Source organism: Shinella sp. WSJ-2, assembly GCF_003432075.1.
Classification (GTDB): Bacteria; Pseudomonadota; Alphaproteobacteria; order Rhizobiales; family Rhizobiaceae; genus Shinella.
Window position 1 is genome coordinate 212,047 of the sequence record NZ_QWBU01000005.1, and the last position, 20,312, is coordinate 232,358.

A 20,312-nucleotide genomic window follows, 5' to 3' on the forward strand; every position below is an offset into this window, starting at 1 on the left:
GCGAACGTAGTCTATTTGCCTGGCGACAAGGGTTCGCGGGGCTAACAAAACCAAAGGAACGGGATTCTCGTGCAGGTACTTGTCCGCGATAACAACGTTGATCAGGCTCTCCGCGCTCTCAAGAAGAAGATGCAGCGCGAAGGCATCTTCCGTGAAATGAAGATGCGCGACTATTTCGAAAAGCCGTCTGAGAAGCGTGCACGTGAAAAGGCTGAAGCCGTTCGTCGCGTTCGCAAGCTGGCCCGCAAGCGCGCCCAGCGTGAAGCTGGCGGCGTCTCCGCTCGTCCGGGCGCCCGTTAATCGGTCGTCTTTTCGACGTTTTCGGATGAAAGACCGGGCGGGGGCGAATATTTCGCCGCCGCCTTTTTTGATGTGAACGGAAGGTTTTCACTGTTGTGAAAGACTTACCGTGCAATTCCGGGCTAAACCGCTACGCACTCTTGCCGGAATTGCCTTCAAGGCCGTAGCGTATGTCTTCACGCATGAAGCGTCGAAGACGCCCATTTTGAGGATTCGCACTTGGACATGGCTGCATCTACCGGGTTCCCGATCGATCGTCTCCCCTCCTCGGCTGCCCGCATGCGCCGCCCCCTGATGGCCGCCGTGGCCGCCACGTCGCTTGCGCTCCTTCTGGCCGGCTGCCAGTCGACGACCTCGACGGATGTGCTGAAGGTAGAACGCGCCCAGGGCTCGCAGGAAAACATCGCCTCGCTCTCGGCCGTTATCTCCGCCAATCCACAGGATCCGGAAGCCTATAACGTGCGCGGATCGGCCTATGGCCGCGCCGGCGAGCACCGCCGCGCGCTCGACGACTTCAACCGCGCCATCGAACTGAAGCCGCGTTTCTACCAGGCCTATGCCAACCGCGCGCTCGTCGAGCGCAACATGGGCGATCAGGCGCAGGCGGCGGCGGACTACAACACCGCGCTGCAGCTCAACCCGAGCTATGACGTCGCCTATATCGGACGAGGCAATCTCTATCGCCAGGCCGGCCGTCTCGACGAAGCCTTCCGCGACTTCAACAAGGCGATCGAACTCGACACGACCGATCCGCGCGCCTACCACAATCGCGGCCTGATCTTCCAGGCACGCCGCCAGCACGACAAGGCGATCGAGGACTTCTCGAAGGCCATCTCGCTCTCGCCGAACTCGGCCGAACCCTATAACGGCCGCGGCATTTCCTACGCCGCCAAGGGCGACGACGACAACGCGTTCCAGGATTTCAACACCGCCATCAATCTCGACGGCAAGCTGGCGGAATCCTGGGCGAACCAGGCGCTGATCTATGAGCGCCGCGGCGAGATGAGCAAGGCGTCGAAGTCCTATGCGCAGGCGCTGCGCCTCGACCCGAACTATTCACCGGCCAAGGCTGGCCTCGCCCGCTCGAAAGGCGGCGCCCAGCCAAGCTGATATCAAGCCCGATGGAAGAAACAAAAAAGCCCGCGATCGTCTCGCGGGTTTTTTCATTTCGGAGCATTTCGTTCGTTGCTCTAACCCGGCGCGGAAGCAATGCTTAGGCGCCGGGTATGCGTGTTAGTGGTTCATGGCCTTGACGATATCGTCCGTCATCTTCTTGGCATCGCCGAGCAGCATCATCGTGCCGTCCTTGTAGAACAGCGTATTGTCGATACCGGCATAGCCGGAGCCGAGCGAGCGCTTGACGAAGAGGCAGGTCTTCGCCTTGTCGACGTCGAGGATCGGCATGCCATAAATCGGCGAGGACTTATCGTCGCGCGCGGCCGGGTTCGTCACGTCGTTGGCGCCGATGACGTAAGCCACATCCGCCTGCGCGAATTCCGAGTTGATGTCCTCGAGCTCGAAGACTTCGTCATAGGGCACGTTCGCTTCGGCGAGCAGCACGTTCATATGGCCTGGCATGCGGCCGGCAACCGGATGGATCGCGTATTTCACTTCGACGCCGTTCTTCTTCAGCGCATCGGCCAATTCACGAACCGCATGCTGCGCCTGCGCCACCGCCATGCCGTAACCCGGCACGATGATGACCTTGGAAGCATTGGCCATCAGGAAGGCCGCGTCATCGGCCGAACCCTGCTTGACCGTGCGCTGCACGCCGTCATCGTCGGCCGCAGCCCCGCTGTCGCCGCCGAAGCCGCCGAGGATGACCGAGATGAACGAGCGGTTCATGCCCTTGCACATGATGTAGGACAGGATCGCACCCGACGAACCGACCAGCGCGCCGGTGATGATCAGCGCGAGATTGCCGAGCGTGAAGCCGATGCCGGCCGCAGCCCAACCCGAATAGGAGTTGAGCATGGAGACGACGACCGGCATGTCCGCTCCGCCGATCGGCACGATCAGGAGCACACCGAGCGCCAGCGCCAGCACGACGATCAGCCAGAAGTCGAAATGGCTCTCCGACAGCGTCAGGCCGACGATGAAGAAGACGATTGCCGCAAGCAGCACGATGTTGATGACATGCCGGTAGGGCAGCATGATCGGCTTGCCGGACATGCGTCCGTCCAACTTCAGGAAGGCGATGATCGAGCCGGTGAAGGTGATCGCGCCGATGGCCGCACCCAGCGCCATTTCGACGAGCGCCTGGCCGTGAATCTCGCCAACTTGGCCGATGCCGAAGGACACCGGCGAGTAGAGCGCGGCAGCGGCAACCAGCACGGCGGCAAGGCCGACGAGCGAGTGGAAGCCGGCGACGAGCTGCGGCATCGACGTCATAGGGATCGAGCGGGCGATATAGGCGCCGGCACCGCCGCCGATGGCAAGGCCGAGCACGATCAGCACGAGACCACCGAAGGACGGCGTCGCCAGAAGCAGCGTCGTGCCGATAGCGATGCCCATGCCGATCATGCCGAGCATGTTGCCGCGGCGGCTGGTCGTCGGATGCGACAGGCCGCGCAGGGCCATGATGAAGAGCACCCCGGAAACGAGGTAGAGGAAGGCTGCGAAGTTAACGTTCATCAATCCGCCCTCACTTCTCTTTTTTCTTGTACATCGCCAGCATGCGCTGGGTGACGAGGAAGCCGCCGAAGATGTTGACGGAGGCGAGGATGAGCGCAACGAAACCGAAGCCGGTCGCAACACCCGAAAGCGAGATGCCGACGGCCAGAAGCGCTCCGACGACGATGACCGAGGAAATCGCGTTGGTAACGGCCATCAGCGGCGTGTGCAGCGCGGGCGTCACCGACCAGACGACATAATAGCCGACGAAGATCGACAGCACGAAGATCGCCAAACGGAAGACGAAAGGATCGATGGCCCCGCCGGAAACGCCATGCGCTGCGGCAGCAGCCGCGTCCGGTACATATTCGGACGCCGCGCGAACGGCTTCCACAGCGCGTTCGAGATCGGTGATTGCCTTGTCGAGAAGTTCGTTCGCCATCACTTACCCTCCCCTTGCTGAACGGAGCCGCCGAAGTTCGGATGCACAACGGCACCGCCGTTGGTCAGCATCGTCGCCTTGACGAGTTCATCCTCGACATTGACCGAAACCGATTTCGTTTCCTTGTCGACCATGGTCTCGAGGAAGGTGATGAGGTTCTTGGCGTAGAGCGCGGATGCGGAGGCCGCGATGCGGCCCGGCACGTTGAGATAGCCGATGACCCTCACGCCCTCGACCTCGACGACTTTGCCGGGCTCGGAGCCCTCGATATTGCCGCCGCGTTCGACCGCGAGGTCGACGACGACGGAGCCGGTCTTCATGGCGGCCAGCATCTGGCGCGTCACGAGACGCGGGGCCGGGCGGCCGGGGATCAGCGCGGTCGTGATGACGATGTCCTGCTTGGCGATATGGTCAGCCACGAGGGCCGCCTGCTTCGCCTGATACTCCTTGGACATCTCTTTCGCATAGCCGCCGGCGGTTTCTGCAGCCTTGAACTCGTCGTCCTCGACGGCGATGAACTTCGCGCCGAGCGAGGCAACCTGTTCCTTGGCGGCCGGGCGCACGTCCGTCGCGGAGACGGCCGCACCGAGGCGGCGGGCTGTAGCGATGGCCTGAAGGCCGGCGACGCCTGCCCCCATGACGAAAACCTTGGCGGCCGGAACGGTGCCGGCGGCGGTCATCATCATCGGCATGGCGCGATCGAATTCATGGGCCGCGTCGATGACGGCCTGATAGCCGGCAAGGTTGGCCTGCGAGGACAGGATGTCCATCGACTGGGCCCGCGTGATGCGCGGCATCAATTCCATGGCGAAGGTGGTGAGACCGGCCTTGGCTATCTCGGCGATGGCGGCTTCGTTGCCGTAGGGATCCATCGTGGCAATGACGATGGCGCCGAACTTGTAGGTGGAGATCTCCGCCGACGTCGGCCGGCGCACCTTCAGGACGACGTCGGCGGCATTCGCCTCGCCCGCCCCCACGATGCGCGCACCGGCAGCCTCGTAGTCCGCATCCAGGATTCGGGACCGAAGCCCCGCGCCGGTCTCGACGAGTACGTCGAGACCCAAGCTCTTCATTTTCTTGACTGTTTCAACGGAACCCGCGACGCGGCCCTCCGCTGCATCGCTTTCCCGTGCTATAAAAACACACTGACTCAAACCGTGGTCCTCCCCCGAGACTGGCCGTGTTGGATCACGGCGCCGGATGGCGCCGCGAAAAGCTGCAAATGAAATGCAGATTTTCAGATCAACGGAGCAGGATGAACCCGACGACGTTGAGAATGATGAGCAGAAGCAGAGCGCTGAAGAAGCCGGCGCTGGTGAAGAAACCGGCAGCCATGGCGATCAGCAGGGCGACGCAGAACAGCGTGCCGTACTTGGCGCCGGCAATGAACAGGTTGTAGGTCTTCTCGTGCTCGGGATAGTCCATCGGAGCGCCCATTTCGACCGGTCCGGAATGATGTTCAGCCATGATACCTTCTCCTAAGCACCTGCACCCCCAGCCGGAACACTCCACCCGATGAGCGCCTAATTTCACCAGACCCAAGGCGGCCCGCTTTTCCCTCATGCGCCAAAACGCAATGTCTTTCAGGCCATACACAATGGATAGACAAAGCGCAACGGCAAGGACGGGGCTGGTTTGGCACCTGTATCGTTTCCGAAACGCAACGGGCCGGTTTCCTTCGAAACCGGCCCGTCTGCGACATCATTACGCGCGTATCAGCCAGCGTAGGCGTTGCCCGAAATCTGGATCTGGCCATGGCCGAAATGGGCGCGGCGAGCCGTCGGACGCACGGTCAGCGGGCTGAACGACATGTCGCCGCCGCGCGCGAACATCATCCGGCGCTCATAGGCTTCCGACTTGAAGAACGGGAAGCGCTTGTAGAGCGGCGGCAGCGTTTCCTTGGTGCGGGTCGCCATCAGCGTGAGATCGATGTTGTAATCGCCACAATCTTTCTGCGGCTCAACGATCGTGTCGGCATCGAAGACGCGCTTGTAGAAGGCGGCATGCTGCGGCTTGACGAGCTGCAGGCAGCGGTCGACAGCGAAATAGTCCGTCGCCATGGTAGCGATGCGCAACGTCAGGTACGGGATCGCCGGCATTTCACGTAGCACCAGCGGATCGGCCGCCAACCGCACCGGGTCGATCAGCGACATGCCGGCGTCGAGAAAGGCGTCTATCTCCTTTGGGAAGATCGAGCCTGATGAGCTGACGCGATGCTCCGGCGTCACATGATGCAACCGCACCGTCGAGATCAGGCGCTCTTCATAGTAGATGCCAAAGACATAGGCGTGGCTGTCGAAATCGATGTCGTCGATCAGCGTGTTGCCCTTGAGCGGCAGGATGTCGGCCATCTTGTAGGCCTTGAAGCGGATGCGCGCGACCTCTTCCATGTCTTCGCCCGTTTCCACCCGGCGGTATTCCACCCGGTCGAGCAGTTCCAGAAGCTTGTCCGAAAAACGATTGGTCGCCGTATCCACGCTCGCCATTGCGCGCACATCCCCGATTGAAAGCCGGCAGCCACCGCGCTGCCATCACCACAATCGTCGATATACGACAATTTGTGTAAAATACCATTCATTAACCTTAATATGTGGTTAACGCTAATTTTGAATAAACTAATGCAGCGTATCGATTTTATACGCCGCCGAAAAAAGCTGAAGAAAATCAGGCGACGCGACGGCCGCTACGATGGGAATTGCCGGGTGTGCCGCCGAGCGTCTCGTAGAGATCACGCAGCGCGCTGAGCGACATCGGGGCCGCAAAGACATAACCCTGCACGAGATCGGCACACTCATACTTGTTGATGAGCGCCAGCTGCTCCTGCGTTTCCACACCTTCGATGACGATGCGCAGGCCCAGTTCGCGCGACAGGTTGACCGTGCCGCGCAGCAGTTTGAAGCGACGGGCGTCCTCGCCGATATTGCGCACGAAGGACCGGTCGATCTTGATGAGGTCGAGCGGCAGCTGGTCGAGATAGCTTAGGCTGGAATAGCCGGTGCCGAAATCGTCGATGGCGATCGTGATGCCGCGGGCGCGCAGTTCCTGGAGAATCGCCTGCACCTTCACCGGCTCTTCCATCAGGCAGCTTTCGGTGACTTCCAGATGCAGCCGGTGCGGTTCGAGCCCGGCCGCCTCCAGCGCCTCGGCAACGAGGTCGACGATACCGGTGCCACGCAAATCCTGCACCGAAAGATTGACCGAAACGCTCATGTGCGCCGGCCACGTTGCGCAGTCGGCGCAGGCGCGCATGATCATGAAACGCGTGATGTCGGAGACGATGCCTATCTCCTCCGCGATCTGGATGAAGACGTTCGGCGCGACCGGCCCACGTTCGGGATGCGTCCAGCGCGATAGCGCCTCGCAGCATTCGATGCGGGAGCCATCCGGTACGAACATCGGCTGGTAGGCGACCGACAGCGCATTGTCTTTGATCGCCTTGCGCAAGTCATCCTTCAGCTTCTGCCGATCGACATAGCGCGCGTCCATCTCCTGTTCGAAGAGTGTGAAACCGCCCTTGGCGCGCGATTTGGTCTCGAAGAGCGCAAGATCGGCGCGGATCTGCATCTCTTCCAACCGGAAATCCTCGCTCGGCACGGTGACGCCGCCGGCGGAAAAGGAGACCTGAAGGGTCAGGCCGTCGATGGCATAGGTGCCGCGCAGCTGCTCGTGGACGCGGCGCATGCGCGTTTCAAGGTCGCGGCGATTGCTCTCGTTGGGGAAGAACAGAATGAATTCGTCGCCCATCAGATGGGCGGCCAGCACCTTGTCGCCAGTCAGGCGACGTACGCGCTCGGCAATGGCGCAGAGCAGCCGGTCGCCGGTAACATGGCCCTTCATGTCGTTGACGTGCTTGAAGTCGTCGACATCGAGGACCATAAATCCGACCGTACCGGGCTTCTTGCGCTCGGCCAGCGCTTCCTGGACGAGATCGGCGAAATAGGTGCGGTTTGGCAGGCCGGTCAGGCTGTCGTAGCGCACCATATGCAGGATCTTGTTTTCCGCCCGGACACGCGCTGTGACGTCCTCGAAGATCAAGACGGCGCCGCCGTTTTCCCGCGTCGACGCGGTGAATTCGAGATAGAGCCCATCCGTAACCTGCACGAGTGCGCGCGAGCGCTCGCCTCTCAACAGCTCGTCGAGCTGGCGCAGGATCGCCTTGCTCTGATCGGCGTTGAAGAAGGTGTTGCGCACGCCAAAACGCAGCACGACGTCGAGATGGCAATCCTTGAGCCGTTCCTGGCTACCGAGATGCAGGAGTTCGCAGGCGCGGCGGTTGGCCACGAGGATGCGATGATCAGCATCCAGCATGAACAAGCCGTGCGGCATGTTGTTCAATGCGGTGTCGAAACGGTCAGCGATCGTCGAAATCTCGCGGGCGGCCAGCACGTTCTCATAGAGGAACGCGCGCACACCATTCGCCATCATGCGCGTCGTCAGGATGAAGGGCAGGATGAGGACGGCGAGCACCGCATGGTAGAAATCCTGCAGGCCGAGGAAGCCGAGTACCATCGGGATGCAGGCCGACAGCGTGATGTAGTCCACGGCGCGCCGGGAACCGTAGTTGCGACCGACCACCGAAACCATGGTGGCGAGCGTCACCGAAATGCAAGCGAGTTCAGCAAAACTGTCGCGGCTGACGAGAAGGCTATAGCCGCAGGCCGAACCGAGCACGACCGTCGTACCAACGGCGCCGGTATTGTACCAGTTTTCCCAGAAGCGGATGCCATCCATGTCGAGCGCGTTTTTTTCCACGCGGTCGAAGCGACGCATGCCTTGCGCGCGCAGCGACCAGACGAGCACGACCAGCGCGCTGCAGGCAAGAAAGAACGGATCGGCAGTCTTGGCGTAAACGAAGGAGAACGTGATGACATGCGAGATCATGCCCACGAAAAGGGTCTGGCGATTCCCGTACAGCGAGCTGACGAACGAAAGGTACACATCAGCTGGCAGTGTGTTTTGACCCTTATCCTTCATGGACTCGGCACTCCCTATGACGAGTGAGGGTTACCGGCCAACATTTAATGAATGATTTCGGGAAATTACCCAATAACAAGGGTGGCGTCAGGCATTATTGCACGCCTGTTCAATCGATGGAAGAGACATTCAACCCAATATTGTATAAATAAGCCTTTCCTTGCGTCATACTCAACTTTTCATAGGCGCTTTGCGCAACTTCCTGACTCCAAGGCGATATAGTATTGCGCCGGACTGCGGCAGAAAATTCTCAAGCGTGCAATCGCTGTTTGCAAATGCATGGTTAACAGCCTGCATATTGCGAACCTTAAAATCTTGCCAGTCCCACCGCGCGGGCCTAGACTCCTACCGCCTCTTTTCGAGGCTTTCGCCGTCATTTCGCCTGAAAAGGGGAATTGACTGAAGCAAGATTTGATATCAAATCCTGTTTTGGTATTTCTTTTTTGGAGCCCATCATGTCGAAACCCGTCGTCGCCATCCCCGCCGATATCAGGGAGATCGAAGGCAACGTCTGGCAGGCCACCCCTAACCAGTATGTCCGCGCTGCCGTAAAGGGCGCCGATGTCACCGTCTTCTTGGTGCCGGCGCTCGAGGACGACAATGATTTCGACGGCATTCTCGACCGGGTGGACGGGCTCCTCGTCAGCGGCTCGCGCACCAATGTGCACCCCTCGCTGTACGGCAAGGAAGCGACCGATGCGGAAGGCCCCTACGACCGGGCGCGCGATGCAACCAGCCTGCCGCTGATCGAGCGGGCGCTCGAGCGCGGCATTCCGCTCCTCGCCATCTGCCGCGGCATTCAGGAACTCAACGTCGTGCTCGGCGGCACGCTCGCCAACGAGATCCAGGAACAGCCGGGCATGTGGGATCATCGCAAGCCCGATACGCCGGTTCTCGACGTCGCCTACGGCATTCGCCAGACGGTGACCGTCAAGGAAGGCAGCTGCCTGGCCGGCATTGTCGGCGCAGGCGACGTGCAAGTGAACTCGCTGCACCGGCAGGCCATCTCGGAAAGGGCGCCGCGCCTAGCAGTGGAGGCGGTCGCCGAAGACGGCACGATCGAGGCCGTCTCCGTCATCGGCGCGAAGGCCTTTGCGGTCGGCGTGCAGTGGCATCCGGAATATTGGGTCGGCTCCGACCAGCCGTCCAACAAGCTGTTTGCCGCCTTCGGTAAAGCCGTGCGTGACTATGCCGCCGCTAAGCAGGGCCACAAGGCCGACGTTCTGCCCTTCGGCTCCGTCAAGTCCGCTTGATCGTATCCAGCAGCCAAAGAAGCAGCGCGGCCAGACTGAAGGCCGCGCCCACACCGCAGACGCCCGCCCAGCCGAAATGCGCATAGCTCGCCGTCGACGTGATGGCTCCTAGCGCACTGCCGGCCGAGTAAAACACCATGTAACCGCCGACCAGACGACTACGCGCTTCCGGGCGGCGCGCGAAAATCAGGCTCTGGTTCGTGACGTGCACCGCCTGAACGGCGAAATCGAGCATCACCACCCCCATGGCAAAAACGACAAGGGAGCGGGGCAGAAACCCGATCGCCAGCCATGACAGGGAGAGCAGCACAAGCGACACCCCCGTCACGCGCCCGGAACACCCCTTGTCGGCCAGCCGCCCCGCCCTGCCCGCCGCCAACGCACCAGCAAGCCCGGCAATGCCGAAGAGGCCGATCTGCATGTGCGAAAGCGAGAACGGTGCGGCGCTGAGCGGCAGGACCATCGCCGTCCACAGCGTGCTGAAACTCGCAAAGACCAGGAAGGCAAAGCCGGCGCGCAGACGCAACACAGGGTCGCGCAGGAAAAGCCGCGGTATCGATTTCAGCACCGCCGAATAACGCTCCGTGCTCGCAACGGGCACATCACGCGGCAGAACGCGGGCGAGAAGAAGGCCGAGCAGCAGCATGATGCCCGCCGAAACGAGATAGACGACCCGCCAGCCGGCAAGATCCACCAGCACCCCGGCAACGAAACGGGCGGCAAGGATGCCGATGACGACGCCGCTCGTGACCAGCCCGACGAACCGGCCCCGATCCTGCGGTCGCGCCAGGGCCGCACTCATCGCCACCAGCACCTGAACCACCACCGCCAGCAGCCCCACGACGATCATGCCGCCGAACAGCACGAACACATTCGGCGCAAGCGCGACGGTAGAGAGGGCTACTGCGGATAGCAGCGTCTGGACGAGGATCAGCTTGCTGCGATCGACGATATCGCCAAGCGGGACGATCAGGATGAGCCCCGCCGCATAACCGATCTGCGTCAACGTCACGACAAGGCCGACAGCACCGGGTGCAATGCCGAAACTCGCCGCGATCGTGTCGAGAAGCGGCTGGGGGGCGTAGATGGTGGCGACGCTCGCTCCGCAGGTCACCGCGAAAAGCAGCAGCATCCCGCGGGAGAGAAGCGGCGCCGTTTCAACAGCGCGGCGGGCGGTATCGGTCATTGTGTCCATGATCGTTCCTCATTCATCAAGTCCTATGATGAGACCACTTGCGACACAATCATTCCAGTTCTATTTTAGGACCGGATTTCGTTTGGAGAGACGAGCATGAAGCGCAAGAGTTTTCGTGAAGCCGAGTGCCCTGTGGCGCGCACTCTGGATGCGATCGGTGACTGGTGGTCGCTGCTGATCGTGCGCGATGCCTTCGACGGCATCAAACGCTTCGGCGCCTTCCAGCAGAATCTCGGCATCGCCAAGGGCATGCTGAGCACGCGCCTGCGGGATCTCGTGGACGCCGGTGTGCTTGAACTCGTGCCGGCATCGGACGGCAGCGCCTATCAGGAATATGCCCTCACGGAAAAAGGCCGCGGCCTCTTCCTCGTTATTGTCGCGCTGCGGCAATGGGGAGAAGACAATCTCTACCGCGAGGATGAGCCGCGATCCGTTCTGGTGGACGCCGAAAAGGGCCAGCCGATCGCGCCGCTAGGGCTGCGCGCCTCGGACGGCCGCCGGCTCGATTGGACCGACACCCGCGTCGAGGCCGCTGAAATCAATCCGCGGAAATCATCGTGACCATGGCATCGGCGGGCTCGACCGTCTCATAGGCACCGTCGCCGTCGACGACGGTTAGGATCGGCTCGCCGCGCGCATCCGCAACGACCACCGTGCCATCGCCATTGTTGATCCAGGTCCGCGCCGCAGAAAGGCCCGGCCAGACCGCGTCGCAATCGGCATTCGCGGTGAAGCGTTCGCTACGGCTGGAAATGCGGGTACCGCGTTCGGCAAGGCAGGCCGTCTTCGCCGCGACGTTGGAGATCGTATAGGCGTGGTCGGTCGCGGTAGCCGGGATCGAATTCGAGACGACCGGATCGATATCGGGCGCCTGGTGATGGGCCACGCTCCAGAGACCGAACGAGGCCACACCGACTGCGGCGACCATCATCAGCATCTTCATGGCATTCTCCTTCGCAACGACTCGTCGGAAGGATCATGCGCCGCCAAACTTGCCGAAGGGTTAACGAAGGCTTTCCGGCCCCGCCCCGGTTTTTCGCGTAAAGGGCGTTTCGGGCACCGGAGTCAGGGCAATGCCAGTATCGAACCAGGCCCGGAGATTGTCGGCCACCAGATCGGCCATGGCATCACGTGTCGCAACGGAGGCCGAGGCGACATGCGGCAGAAGAGCGACATTCGGCAGCGCCAGCAGCGCCTCCGGCACATGGGGCTCGTCGTAGAAGACATCCAGCCCGGCCGCGGCGATGACGCCGTTCTCGAGCGCTTGCGCAAGCGCCTCTTCATCGACGGTCCAGCCGCGCCCGACATTGATCAGCACGCCGTTCGGCCCAAGCGCCCGCAGCACGGGCGCGTCGATAGTGCGATGGGTCTCCGCCGTCTTCGGCACGATGGCGATCAGTGTGTCGACCGCGTCTGCCATCTCGATCAGCGACGGATAATAGGCATAGGGCACGTCCGCCCGCGGACGCCGTGTGTGATAGGCGATGCCGACACCGAACCCTTTGAGACGTTCGGCAATGGCAAGGCCGATGCGGCCGAGGCCATAGATGCCGACCGTACGGCCGCGCAAAGTGAGCGGCGTCAGCGGAAACGCGCCCTCGCGCTTCCAGCGCCCCTCGCGCAACCATGTTTCGGCCTGCGGAAAGCGGCGCAGCGTGTTGAGCAGCAGCCCGATGGCGGTGTCGGCCACTTCGTCGTTCAGCACATCCGGCGTGTTGGTAACGGCGATGCCGCGGGAAGCGGCGGCGGAGACATCCACGCCATCATAGCCGACGCCAAAACTCGCGATGATCTCCAGCGACGGGAGGTGCTCGATCAAAGCCGCATTGAAGCTGCCCGAGACGGCGACACCGGAAATGGCCGCAGCCTCCGAGCGCGCGAGCAGTGCCGGATCAGCCCTCTCGATACGCACGACATCGAAGCGGTCCTTCAGCCGCTCCAGCACCCGTTCGCGGATAGGTCCGGGCACGAGAATGCGTGTCTTGGCCGACATGGAAACCTCGTCTGCTCTTGCGGCTTCAGCCTTCGGGATGCGGCTTCAGCGGTCCGGTGGATTGCCGGATGCGCATTTCCGGCTTGATGAGATGGATGCCGTCCGGCTCGTGGCTGCCCTTGAGTTTGTCGAGCAGCGCGCGCGCCGCGTTGCGGCCGACTTCCGACTGGCCGTTCCAGACGGTGGTGAGGGCCGGCGTCGCGATCGCCGCCTCCTCGAGATCGTCATAGCCGGTGACGGAAACGTCGCGACCGGGCACGAGGCCGGCGCGGGCGATACCGTTCATCAGGCCGATGGCGACGAGATCGTTCCAGCAGACGGCCGCCGTCGGCTTCTGCGGCAGGGAGAGGAAATGCACTGCCGCCTCGAAGCCGCCCTGCTTGGTGCGCGGGCCGGGAATGCGCAAGCCCGGATCGACCTCGATATTGGCCTTGCGCAGCGCGTTGACATAGCCCTGATAGCGGTCGCGGCCGGTCGAGGTCTGGTCTGTGCCGCCCACCATGGCGATGGTGCGGTGGCCAAGCCCAATCAGATGGTTTGTCGCCAGCGAAATGCCGTAACTGTCGTCACCGCGGAAGATCGGCACATCGAGCCCGTCGATGGAGCGCGCTATCAAGATCGCCGGCATGCCGTTCTCTTCGGCAAGCTGGATATCCTCCGGCGGCGTGCCGATGGCCGGCGACATGATCACGCCGTCGCCACCGAGCTGCAGAAGCGTCTCGATGAAATTGCGCTGCTTTTCGACGGAATCGTAGTGGTTGGACAGGATGAAGGTCTGCCGATCGCGATCGAGCTCGCTTTCGATCGATTTCAGGATTTCCGCATAGAACGGGTTCATGATGTCGTGCACGACGACGCCGATAATGCCCGAGCGGGAGGTGCGCAGGCTGGCGGCGCGGCGGTTGTAGATATAGCCGAGCGCCCGCGCCTGTTCCTTGATCCGGTCGCGCGTCGCGGCAGCAACGAGCGGGCTGTCTCTCAGCGCAAGCGATACCGTCGCGGTGGAAACGCCGAGCGTCTCCGCGATGGTGGAAAGCTTGATTTTCTGTGCCACGAACCCTCCCGCAGCAACGCATCCTTTAAAACAGTTTATTTAAACAGTTTAAATGTCGTCGGCAACAGGCTTTGCGCCATTCTCCGCCGTATCAGGCGCGGAGACATGCAGATTCTCGTCCATGGCACGCAGCAGCTTGAGGAGATGACGCACGTCCTTTTCGCTCAGTCCCTCGGCCGCCTGCCGCTCGCTGAGCCGCCCGGCTTCGGAAATGCGATCGACGGAGGACCGGCCCGCTTCGGTCAGATGCACCATGGTCAGGCGCCCGTCCGTCTCGTCCGGCCGGCGCTCGACGAAGCCCTGCGCCTCCAGCCGCCCGATGGTGCGAGTCATGGTTGGCGCTTTAACGCCAAGGCGAGCGGCGAGCGCGCCCGCGGTCAGACCGCCCTCTTCCGAAAGCGCCAGGATCACGCCGTCCTGCCCGGCATAGAGGCCGGTGGCGAGAAGATTGCGCGAGAGCACGGTGCGCATGGACCGGGCAGCATTGACGACGGCGGCGGCAAGGCCTGCACCGGACACATCCTCGTGCGATTTCTTCTTCTTGCCCTTTTTGGCGTCCTTGCCGTCCTTGTGCTTCTTGCCCATCCATCGCCTCCTGCACCGCCCGCCGATACCTTGCATCGCGGGCCCGGCCCTGTATGACAGAGGAAGAAGGCCGGCTGCAAGGGAGGATCGGTATGGCGCATATCCGGGCGCGTCCGAAAAGGCGGTGGACTGAAAACGACCCCATGCTGCCCCCGGAAGACCGCGCGGAGTGGATCGCCGTGCTGCCGCTCGGCGCGCATGAGGGCCACGGGCCGCACCTGCCGCTCGAAACCGACACGCTGATCGCCGAAGGCATTGCGGAACGGCTGGCCGCCGTATTGCCGGAACACCTGCCCGTCACGGTCCTGCCCGTCGAGCCCATCGGCTACTCGCCCGAACATCTCGACGTGCCCGGCACGCGCTCCCTGCCCTATGGCGAAGCGATCGAGCGCTGGCTGCGCATCGCCGAGGACCTCGACCGCTTCGGCATACGCAAGCTGGTGCTGCTCAATGCCCATGGCGGCAATTCTCCCCTGATGACCATCGTCGCGACGGAAGCGCGCGTGCGCTTCGGCATGCTCGTCGTCGCCACCGCCTGGACCCGCTTCGGTCAGCCTGAGGGCTGGATCTCCCAGGAGGACAAGGCCATCGACATCCATGGTGGCGATATCGAAACCTCCGTCATGCTCGCCCTTCACCCCGAGCGGGTGGATATGACGAAGGCCGAGCGCTTCGGCTCGCGCCAGGCGGAATTCGCCGCCCGTTTCGCGCATCTGCGCGCCTATGGCCCGCACGCCTTCGGCTGGAAAATGTCCGACCTCAACCCGAAAGGCGTGGCGGGGGACGCCAGCGCCGCCACGGCCGAAAAGGGCGAGCAGCTGATCACACACGCACTGCGCGGCCTCGTCGAGCTGCTGGAAGATGTCGCAGCCTTCGACGCAAAGACGCTGTTATAGCCGCATCCGGCATTTGCGCTGGCCCATCCGATCTCCTATATCAGACCCAACCGGATGCTTCCCAGCGTCCCCGTCCTTGTTCGAGGTTCCCATGACCGAAACAGCCCCCGCAAAGCCCATTCCCGTCACCGTGCTCACCGGCTATCTCGGTGCCGGCAAGACGACGCTCCTCAACCGCATCCTAACCGGCAACCACGGCAAGAAATACGCCGTCATCGTCAACGAGTTCGGCGAGATCGGCATCGACAACGACCTGATCGTCGAGTCGGACGAAGAAATCTATGAAATGAACAACGGCTGCATCTGCTGCACCGTGCGCGGCGACCTGATCCGCGTCGTGGAAGGCCTGATGCGCCGCCCCGGCCGCTTCGACGCCATCATCGTCGAAACGACGGGCCTTGCCGATCCGGTGCCGGTCGCCCAGACCTTCTTCATGGACGACGACGTGCGCCAGAAGACCGAACTCGACGCCGTCGTGGCGCTGGTTGATGCAAAACACCTGCCGCTGCGCCTCAAGGACAGCCGCGAGGCCGAGGACCAGATCGCCTTTGCCGATGTCGTGCTGATCAACAAGACCGACCTCGTCGGCGCCGACGAGCTGGCGAAGATCGAAGCGACAGTGCGCGCCATCAACCCGTCCGCCCGCATTCACCGCACGACCCGCTCCGAAATCGACCTGACCAAGGTTCTCGACCAGGGCGCGTTCAATCTGGAACGGGCGCTGGAAAACGATCCACATTTCCTCGACCATGATCACGAAGACCATGTCTGCGGCCCGGATTGCGGCCACGACCATCATCACCATGGCCACGATCATGATCACCACCACCATGATCACGATCATCATCACGACCACGATCACCACCATGATCATGACCACCACCACGACCACGGCGTTTCCCCGATCCATGACGTGACGGTGCAGTCGATCTCGCTGCGCGGCGGCGAGATGAACCCGGACCGCTTCTTCCAGTGGATCCAGAAGATCACCCAGACGGAAGGCCCCAACATCCTGCGCCTGAAGGGCATCATCGCCTTTGCCGGTGATGAGGAGCGCTATGTCGTGCAGGGCGTGCACATGATCGTCGAAGGCGACCACCAGCGCGCCTGGAAAGACGGCGAGAAGCGCGAAAGCCGCCTCGTCTTCATCGGCCGCGATCTCGATCGAGAGAAGATCGAACGCAGCTTCAAGGCCTGCGAGGCACAGAAGAACTGATGCCGACGGTTGCGCCTCTTGATCTCGACGGCCACGTTATCGCGGCCGCCTTTCTCGGCGATGTGCCGTTCTTCGCGTCTGCCACCGGCGCCATCCACCGCCTCGATCATGGCCAGAAGGTCACGGAGGCGCATGACGGGCTGCTCGCCTGCGTGCGCGACGAGGCGAACGACACGCTGATCACAGGCGGCGAGGACGGCAGGGTGCAGCGGATCGCGGCCGATGGCAGCGCGACGCTCATCGCCGAGGTGCCACGCAAGTGGATCTCTGTCGTCGCCCCCGGCCCGCAGGGTGCGGTTGGTTTCGCCGAGGGACGCACCGCGCGCGTGCGTCTCGCCGACGGCACGATCAAGGAGTTCACCGAAAGCCGCTCGGTCGAAGGCATCGCCTTCGCACCGAAGGGACTGCGCCTCGGTGTTGCCCGCTATAACGGCGTCTCGCTGCATTGGGTAGCCATGGCCGGCCAACCGGTTGATCTGGAATGGAAGGGCGCCCATACCGGCGTCACTTTCTCGCCGGACGGCCGCTTCGTCGTGACCAGCATGCAGGAAAACGCCCTGCACGGCTGGAAGCTCGACACCAAGGTGGGCGCCGATACGCGCCACATGCGCATGACCGGCTATCCCGCCAAGGTGAAGTCGCTCTCCTGGTCCGCCAAGGGCAAGTGGCTCGCCTCCTCGGGTGCGCCGGCCGCCATCGTCTGGCCCTTCTCGGCCAAGGACGGCCCGATGGGCAAGCCGCCGCTGGAACTCGGCACCCGTGCGGATGTGATGGTCACAGCCGTCGCCTGCCACCCGGCCGAAGACGTCGTCGCCATCGGCTATTCCGACGGCATGGTGCTCGCCGCGCGTTTTGCCGATAGCCGCGAAGTGCTGCTGCGCCGCGCCGGGAAGGGCGCCATCACCTCCATGGCCTGGAGCAAAAGCGGCAAGCTCATCGCCTTTGCCAGCGAAGCCGGCGATTGCGGTGTGATCGACATCGCCGGATAATGCCGCCTCCCCGAAGGAGGTTGTCATGGTGTCATCGATCACGCCGTTCCTGATGTTCGAAGGTCGCGCCGAAGAGGCGATGACCTTCTATATCGGCCTGTTCCCGGACAGCCGCATCGAGGATATCCAGCGCTACGGACCGGACGAGGCCGGCAAGGAGGGTTCCGTCTTCCGCGCCCGCTTCAGCCTCGGCCGCCAGTCCGTGATGTGCATCGACAGCCCGGCCGCCCACGGCTTCACCTTCACGCCGTCCTTTTCTTTCTTCGTTGAATGCGAGTCGGAAACCCGGCTGCGCGAATTGCACGCCGCCCTCGGCGCCGAGGGCACGGACCTGATGCCGGTGGACAACTACGGTTTCAGCCGCCTCTTCACCTGGGTGCAGGATCGCTTCGGCATCTCCTGGCAACTGAACCTGGAATAGAGCAAGCCCGGAAGAGCGGAGCTCTCCCGGGCCCACCGACCGCAAGAGCGGGGATGGTGCGGTCAGTGATTGCGCTTCTTGCAGCCACAGTCGCTGCCGCCGCCGCTAAGAATGCCCAGCACATTGCCGTTCAGCACGCCCGACAGGGTGCCGTTCAGGTTGTTGTTGAGAACGCCGTTCAGGATGCTGTTGCCGTCGTTGTCGCTGAGGACATTGCCGACACCGACGCCGACACTGGGGGCGATGACGATACCGCCGGTCTTGTTGCCGAGAATGCCGAGGCCGAGCAGGCCGCCGGCCGATGCCTGACCGGCGCCGGCGAGAGCAATGACGGTAGCGATTGCGATGATGCGGGTCTTGTTCATGATCTCTCTCCTTCGGTTGTGCACCTCATTGGTACACAATCAAAGGTAAAGTAGACTGCGATTTACACAACCGGATTTGCCAGTCATAGCAAAGAGTTAACCATAACAAAGACAAGTTTAACAAATCCTGACCGGATACAACTTCTAGTAAACTAAATTGCAGTACCTAGGCGAAAATCAACCTTTAGGAGAATTTTTAACCATGCAACCGTAGGATTCCGTTCCATTAAAGGACAAGGGCGGTTTCCGATGCGTTCTCTTCAAGGCCTGGTCTGCGCGGCTTTTCTGCTGGCCCAACACAACCCAGCAAATGCCGATTCAACCATCGATTACAGCATCGGTAGCGGCTGGACTTCGAACATTTTCAAGGATCCGACGACGCTTTCGGCCGCTTTTGGCGAGGCGAAGGTGGCCTTGCGGGGATCGCTGGCCCTGGAGGAGACCCAGCTGGCCTATGGACTTGCGGCAAGCGTGCAGCGCGTCGCGAAGTACCCCTTCGCCAGCCAGAGCACGGCCGGAATAGAGCTTGGCCTCACCAGGGACATCGGCGAGGCGATCAAACTCACCCTCAAGGGCGGCATCGAGCACCGGCGCTCCGGCGATATCTTTCTTGCCTTGCCGGGCCTGCTGATCGGCTACCGCAAGGCCGATATCGCGGCCGCGGGAAGCATCGGCGTTACCGTCACCCACAATGGCGGCAAGAGCCATCTCACCGCCTCGCTTTCCAGCCTAGACCGCGGTCGGGCGCATTTCACGTTGGCGGGGCTGCGCCCCACGCAGCTCGAAGCCGGCAACCGGCTCTATGACCTGACGGCAGGCCATATCCGCCCCCTCCTGGGCGGCGAGATGGGGGCGACGCTGCAATATCGCACCAACCACATTGACCGGTCCGAGCAAAAGACTTTCGCGCGGTTTCCCGCCGAGACGCTGCGCGGCTCGCTCGCCTATGGCCGTGTCTTCGGAAATCTCACGTTGCTGGCGGAGGCCGGCATCGTCGGGGTCGCAAGCCCCGATCTCGGCAAGAGCGTGCAGCGCCTGCGCCCCTTCCTGAAGGGCGAGGCCGCATGGCAGCTGCCGCGCGAGGCCATTCTAAAAGCAAAAATCGGGCGCGATATCCAGCTCGCCGATATCGACGACGCATTGGGTGAGGATGTGCGCACGATCAGCCTGTCGCTGGAAAAAGCGCTGACGGAAAAGCTGAAACTGACGCTTGCCTATGAACAAGCCTATAGCGACTGGCTCTATTACGACTATCGCACGCGCTCGAAAACCGCGTCGGCGACGCTCGCCTACACGCTGAGCAAGGGCGCGACGCTGGCGCTGGAATACAGCCGCCTCGCGCGCCGCGAAAAAGACAAAGCCGCCAACTTCGAAGTCGACGGCCTTGCAGCGCGGATGACGGGCTCGTTCTGACCGCTCACCATTCCAGTTCCAGATGCGGCCGCCCGTCGGATGTCTTCGCCGCCGTGCGTCCCGTCTCGTCGACGGTGCAGTTCACGCGCTGGCGGAAGGCGGAGAAGCTGTCGAAGGTCACCACGTCCACCGGCTCGTCGAAATGCAGGGTCATGCGGTAGAGGCCGGGCTGACTCGTCACCGCCTGCACACCCAGCACCGTCGCGTCGAAGGGCTGGCCGAGATAGTGGCCGCGCACGCGCGAGCCGAGCATCCACGGATTGAAGGGCGGCCGGTTTCCGGCGGCCGCATGCAACGTATTCCAGTCGCGAAAGCCGTATTGCGCGGCAATCAATTCCAGCGCGCGGGAATGGGAAATGGCTTCGCCATCGGCGGCAAAACGCGCACGCAGACGTTTCGCCTGATCTTTCAGGGCATCGAGGGATGGAAGGGGCGTCGATGTCGGACGCATGTCGGGACTCCAGTCGTTGCATGCGTCATTTCGGAGGGAGCCCGCATTGCCACCGGTTCGCATGCATGAAGCTGGAAGACCGATTGTCTGAAACGAGAGACTTCACCAAAGCTTGCGCTCGCGGACGGCGGGGGCTCTCACCCTGCCCCGCA

Annotated in this window: 22 protein-coding genes; 9 read left to right on the plus strand and 13 right to left on the minus strand. The window is 62.5% G+C overall.

Annotation, left to right across the window (positions count from 1 at the left end):
• The first annotated feature begins 69 nt into the window (after window positions 1-69).
• Together rpsU and D0Y60_RS14150 are read left to right on the plus strand one after the other, a co-directional pair.
• A complete protein-coding gene (gene rpsU / locus D0Y60_RS14145; protein ID WP_117370596.1) occupies window positions 70-300 on the plus strand; it encodes a 30S ribosomal protein S21 in 231 nt (76 codons plus the stop codon).
• Between the two features lie 279 nt (window positions 301-579).
• Window positions 580-1,410: a tetratricopeptide repeat protein gene (locus D0Y60_RS14150; protein ID WP_245409187.1), complete on the plus strand. Its 831-nt coding sequence runs from the start codon at window positions 580-582 to the stop codon at window positions 1,408-1,410.
• Window positions 1,411-1,533: 123 nt separating this feature from the next.
• Here the strand turns inward: D0Y60_RS14150 and D0Y60_RS14155 are convergent, their stop codons facing one another.
• The 6 genes from D0Y60_RS14155 to D0Y60_RS14180 form a co-directional block, all read right to left on the minus strand.
• Window positions 1,534-2,934 (minus strand): NAD(P)(+) transhydrogenase (Re/Si-specific) subunit beta, encoded by a 1,401-nt coding sequence (locus D0Y60_RS14155; protein WP_117370598.1) that lies wholly within the window; start codon window positions 2,932-2,934, stop codon window positions 1,534-1,536.
• Window positions 2,935-2,944: 10 nt separating this feature from the next.
• Complete coding sequence (locus D0Y60_RS14160; protein ID WP_023515780.1) at window positions 2,945-3,355, minus strand: NAD(P) transhydrogenase subunit alpha; 411 nt, start codon at window positions 3,353-3,355, stop codon at window positions 2,945-2,947.
• The gene (locus tag D0Y60_RS14165; protein WP_117370599.1) at window positions 3,355-4,509 is read right to left on the minus strand and encodes a Re/Si-specific NAD(P)(+) transhydrogenase subunit alpha; all 1,155 of its coding nucleotides are present in this window, start codon (window positions 4,507-4,509) and stop codon (window positions 3,355-3,357) included. The genes D0Y60_RS14160 and D0Y60_RS14165 overlap by 1 nt, the downstream gene beginning before the upstream one ends.
• Window positions 4,510-4,597: 88 nt before the next feature.
• Entirely contained in the window at window positions 4,598-4,822 is a 225-nt protein-coding gene (locus D0Y60_RS14170) for an aa3-type cytochrome c oxidase subunit IV (protein WP_117370600.1), read from the minus strand.
• A 248-nt stretch (window positions 4,823-5,070) separates the two neighbouring features.
• Entirely contained in the window at window positions 5,071-5,841 is a 771-nt protein-coding gene (locus D0Y60_RS14175) for a hypothetical protein (protein ID WP_117370601.1), read from the minus strand.
• Window positions 5,842-6,019: 178 nt separating this feature from the next.
• Complete coding sequence (locus tag D0Y60_RS14180; protein ID WP_117370602.1) at window positions 6,020-8,329, minus strand: EAL domain-containing protein; 2,310 nt, start codon at window positions 8,327-8,329, stop codon at window positions 6,020-6,022.
• A 455-nt stretch (window positions 8,330-8,784) separates the two neighbouring features.
• Here D0Y60_RS14180 and D0Y60_RS14185 point away from each other — a divergent pair, with 455 nt between their 5' ends.
• On the plus strand, window positions 8,785-9,582 hold the full coding sequence (locus D0Y60_RS14185; RefSeq protein ID WP_117370603.1) for a gamma-glutamyl-gamma-aminobutyrate hydrolase family protein: 798 nt from the start codon (window positions 8,785-8,787) through the stop codon (window positions 9,580-9,582).
• Here the strand turns inward: D0Y60_RS14185 and D0Y60_RS14190 are convergent.
• Window positions 9,569-10,768 carry an MFS transporter gene (locus D0Y60_RS14190; RefSeq protein WP_117370746.1) on the minus strand — a complete coding sequence of 400 codons (1,200 nt, stop codon included), beginning with the start codon at window positions 10,766-10,768 and terminating at the stop codon, window positions 9,569-9,571. The two genes, D0Y60_RS14185 and D0Y60_RS14190, sit on opposite strands and share 14 nt — an antisense overlap.
• Window positions 10,769-10,873: 105 nt before the next feature.
• On the opposite strand from D0Y60_RS14190, the gene D0Y60_RS14195 reads away from it, so the two are divergent.
• On the plus strand, window positions 10,874-11,338 hold the full coding sequence (locus D0Y60_RS14195) for a helix-turn-helix domain-containing protein (RefSeq protein ID WP_117370604.1): 465 nt from the start codon (window positions 10,874-10,876) through the stop codon (window positions 11,336-11,338).
• Here the strand turns inward: D0Y60_RS14195 and D0Y60_RS14200 are convergent.
• From D0Y60_RS14200 to D0Y60_RS14215, 4 genes are read right to left on the minus strand one after another with little or no spacing between them, the layout of a single operon-like run.
• Window positions 11,316-11,720 carry a hypothetical protein gene (locus D0Y60_RS14200; RefSeq protein ID WP_117370605.1) on the minus strand — a complete coding sequence of 135 codons (405 nt, stop codon included), beginning with the start codon at window positions 11,718-11,720 and terminating at the stop codon, window positions 11,316-11,318. The two genes, D0Y60_RS14195 and D0Y60_RS14200, sit on opposite strands and share 23 nt — an antisense overlap.
• A 60-nt stretch (window positions 11,721-11,780) precedes the next feature.
• Window positions 11,781-12,770, minus strand: a complete 990-nt coding sequence (locus tag D0Y60_RS14205) for a 2-hydroxyacid dehydrogenase (RefSeq protein WP_117370606.1) — start codon at window positions 12,768-12,770, stop codon at window positions 11,781-11,783.
• A gap of 25 nt (window positions 12,771-12,795) precedes the next feature.
• The gene (locus tag D0Y60_RS14210; RefSeq protein WP_117370607.1) at window positions 12,796-13,824 is read right to left on the minus strand and encodes a LacI family DNA-binding transcriptional regulator; all 1,029 of its coding nucleotides are present in this window, start codon (window positions 13,822-13,824) and stop codon (window positions 12,796-12,798) included.
• Between the two features lie 48 nt (window positions 13,825-13,872).
• Complete coding sequence (locus D0Y60_RS14215) at window positions 13,873-14,409, minus strand: MarR family transcriptional regulator (RefSeq protein WP_117370608.1); 537 nt, start codon at window positions 14,407-14,409, stop codon at window positions 13,873-13,875.
• A 92-nt stretch (window positions 14,410-14,501) separates the two neighbouring features.
• Here D0Y60_RS14215 and D0Y60_RS14220 point away from each other — a divergent pair, with 92 nt between their 5' ends.
• The 4 genes from D0Y60_RS14220 to D0Y60_RS14235 all read left to right on the plus strand — a co-directional run bounded on the left by D0Y60_RS14220 (window position 14,502) and on the right by D0Y60_RS14235 (window position 17,931).
• Window positions 14,502-15,305 carry a creatininase family protein gene (locus tag D0Y60_RS14220; protein ID WP_117370609.1) on the plus strand — a complete coding sequence of 268 codons (804 nt, stop codon included), beginning with the start codon at window positions 14,502-14,504 and terminating at the stop codon, window positions 15,303-15,305.
• Window positions 15,306-15,396: 91 nt separating this feature from the next.
• On the plus strand, window positions 15,397-16,521 hold the full coding sequence (locus D0Y60_RS14225; protein WP_117370610.1) for a GTP-binding protein: 1,125 nt from the start codon (window positions 15,397-15,399) through the stop codon (window positions 16,519-16,521).
• Entirely contained in the window at window positions 16,521-17,510 is a 990-nt protein-coding gene (locus D0Y60_RS14230) for a WD40 repeat domain-containing protein (RefSeq protein WP_117370611.1), read from the plus strand. Before D0Y60_RS14225 ends, D0Y60_RS14230 begins: the two co-directional genes overlap by 1 nt.
• 25 nt (window positions 17,511-17,535) lie before the next feature.
• Window positions 17,536-17,931 carry a VOC family protein gene (locus D0Y60_RS14235; RefSeq protein ID WP_117370612.1) on the plus strand — a complete coding sequence of 132 codons (396 nt, stop codon included), beginning with the start codon at window positions 17,536-17,538 and terminating at the stop codon, window positions 17,929-17,931.
• Window positions 17,932-17,993: 62 nt separating this feature from the next.
• Here D0Y60_RS14235 and D0Y60_RS14240 read toward each other — a convergent pair whose 3' ends face one another.
• On the minus strand, window positions 17,994-18,296 hold the full coding sequence (locus D0Y60_RS14240; RefSeq protein WP_117370613.1) for a hypothetical protein: 303 nt from the start codon (window positions 18,294-18,296) through the stop codon (window positions 17,994-17,996).
• A 249-nt stretch (window positions 18,297-18,545) separates the two neighbouring features.
• Between D0Y60_RS14240 and D0Y60_RS14245 the strand changes: the two genes are divergently transcribed.
• On the plus strand, window positions 18,546-19,709 hold the full coding sequence (locus D0Y60_RS14245; RefSeq protein WP_117370614.1) for a hypothetical protein: 1,164 nt from the start codon (window positions 18,546-18,548) through the stop codon (window positions 19,707-19,709).
• Window positions 19,710-19,713: 4 nt separating this feature from the next.
• Here D0Y60_RS14245 and D0Y60_RS14250 read toward each other — a convergent pair whose 3' ends face one another.
• The gene (locus D0Y60_RS14250) at window positions 19,714-20,160 is read right to left on the minus strand and encodes a glyoxalase superfamily protein (protein ID WP_117370615.1); all 447 of its coding nucleotides are present in this window, start codon (window positions 20,158-20,160) and stop codon (window positions 19,714-19,716) included.
• Window positions 20,161-20,312: the final 152 nt, after the last annotated feature.

What these genes read in the sequence shown, in the direction of transcription:
- D0Y60_RS14150 (WP_245409187.1), top strand. Translation starts at nt 580, where the DNA reads ATGCGCCGCCCCCTGATGGCCGCCGTGGCCGCCACGTCGCTTGCGCTC.
- D0Y60_RS14155 (WP_117370598.1), bottom strand. Translation starts at nt 2,934, where the DNA reads ATGAACGTTAACTTCGCAGCCTTCCTCTACCTCGTTTCCGGGGTGCTC.
- D0Y60_RS14160 (WP_023515780.1), bottom strand. Translation starts at nt 3,355, where the DNA reads ATGGCGAACGAACTTCTCGACAAGGCAATCACCGATCTCGAACGCGCT.
- D0Y60_RS14170 (WP_117370600.1), bottom strand. Translation starts at nt 4,822, where the DNA reads ATGGCTGAACATCATTCCGGACCGGTCGAAATGGGCGCTCCGATGGAC.
- D0Y60_RS14175 (WP_117370601.1), bottom strand. Translation starts at nt 5,841, where the DNA reads ATGGCGAGCGTGGATACGGCGACCAATCGTTTTTCGGACAAGCTTCTG.
- D0Y60_RS14180 (WP_117370602.1), bottom strand. Translation starts at nt 8,329, where the DNA reads ATGAAGGATAAGGGTCAAAACACACTGCCAGCTGATGTGTACCTTTCG.
- D0Y60_RS14185 (WP_117370603.1), top strand. Translation starts at nt 8,785, where the DNA reads ATGTCGAAACCCGTCGTCGCCATCCCCGCCGATATCAGGGAGATCGAA.
- D0Y60_RS14190 (WP_117370746.1), bottom strand. Translation starts at nt 10,768, where the DNA reads ATGACCGATACCGCCCGCCGCGCTGTTGAAACGGCGCCGCTTCTCTCC.
- D0Y60_RS14195 (WP_117370604.1), top strand. Translation starts at nt 10,874, where the DNA reads ATGAAGCGCAAGAGTTTTCGTGAAGCCGAGTGCCCTGTGGCGCGCACT.
- D0Y60_RS14200 (WP_117370605.1), bottom strand. Translation starts at nt 11,720, where the DNA reads ATGAAGATGCTGATGATGGTCGCCGCAGTCGGTGTGGCCTCGTTCGGT.
- D0Y60_RS14205 (WP_117370606.1), bottom strand. Translation starts at nt 12,770, where the DNA reads ATGTCGGCCAAGACACGCATTCTCGTGCCCGGACCTATCCGCGAACGG.
- D0Y60_RS14215 (WP_117370608.1), bottom strand. Translation starts at nt 14,409, where the DNA reads ATGGGCAAGAAGCACAAGGACGGCAAGGACGCCAAAAAGGGCAAGAAG.
- D0Y60_RS14220 (WP_117370609.1), top strand. Translation starts at nt 14,502, where the DNA reads ATGGCGCATATCCGGGCGCGTCCGAAAAGGCGGTGGACTGAAAACGAC.
- D0Y60_RS14225 (WP_117370610.1), top strand. Translation starts at nt 15,397, where the DNA reads ATGACCGAAACAGCCCCCGCAAAGCCCATTCCCGTCACCGTGCTCACC.
- D0Y60_RS14230 (WP_117370611.1), top strand. Translation starts at nt 16,521, where the DNA reads ATGCCGACGGTTGCGCCTCTTGATCTCGACGGCCACGTTATCGCGGCC.
- D0Y60_RS14235 (WP_117370612.1), top strand. Translation starts at nt 17,536, where the DNA reads ATGGTGTCATCGATCACGCCGTTCCTGATGTTCGAAGGTCGCGCCGAA.
- D0Y60_RS14240 (WP_117370613.1), bottom strand. Translation starts at nt 18,296, where the DNA reads ATGAACAAGACCCGCATCATCGCAATCGCTACCGTCATTGCTCTCGCC.
- D0Y60_RS14245 (WP_117370614.1), top strand. Translation starts at nt 18,546, where the DNA reads ATGCGTTCTCTTCAAGGCCTGGTCTGCGCGGCTTTTCTGCTGGCCCAA.
- D0Y60_RS14250 (WP_117370615.1), bottom strand. Translation starts at nt 20,160, where the DNA reads ATGCGTCCGACATCGACGCCCCTTCCATCCCTCGATGCCCTGAAAGAT.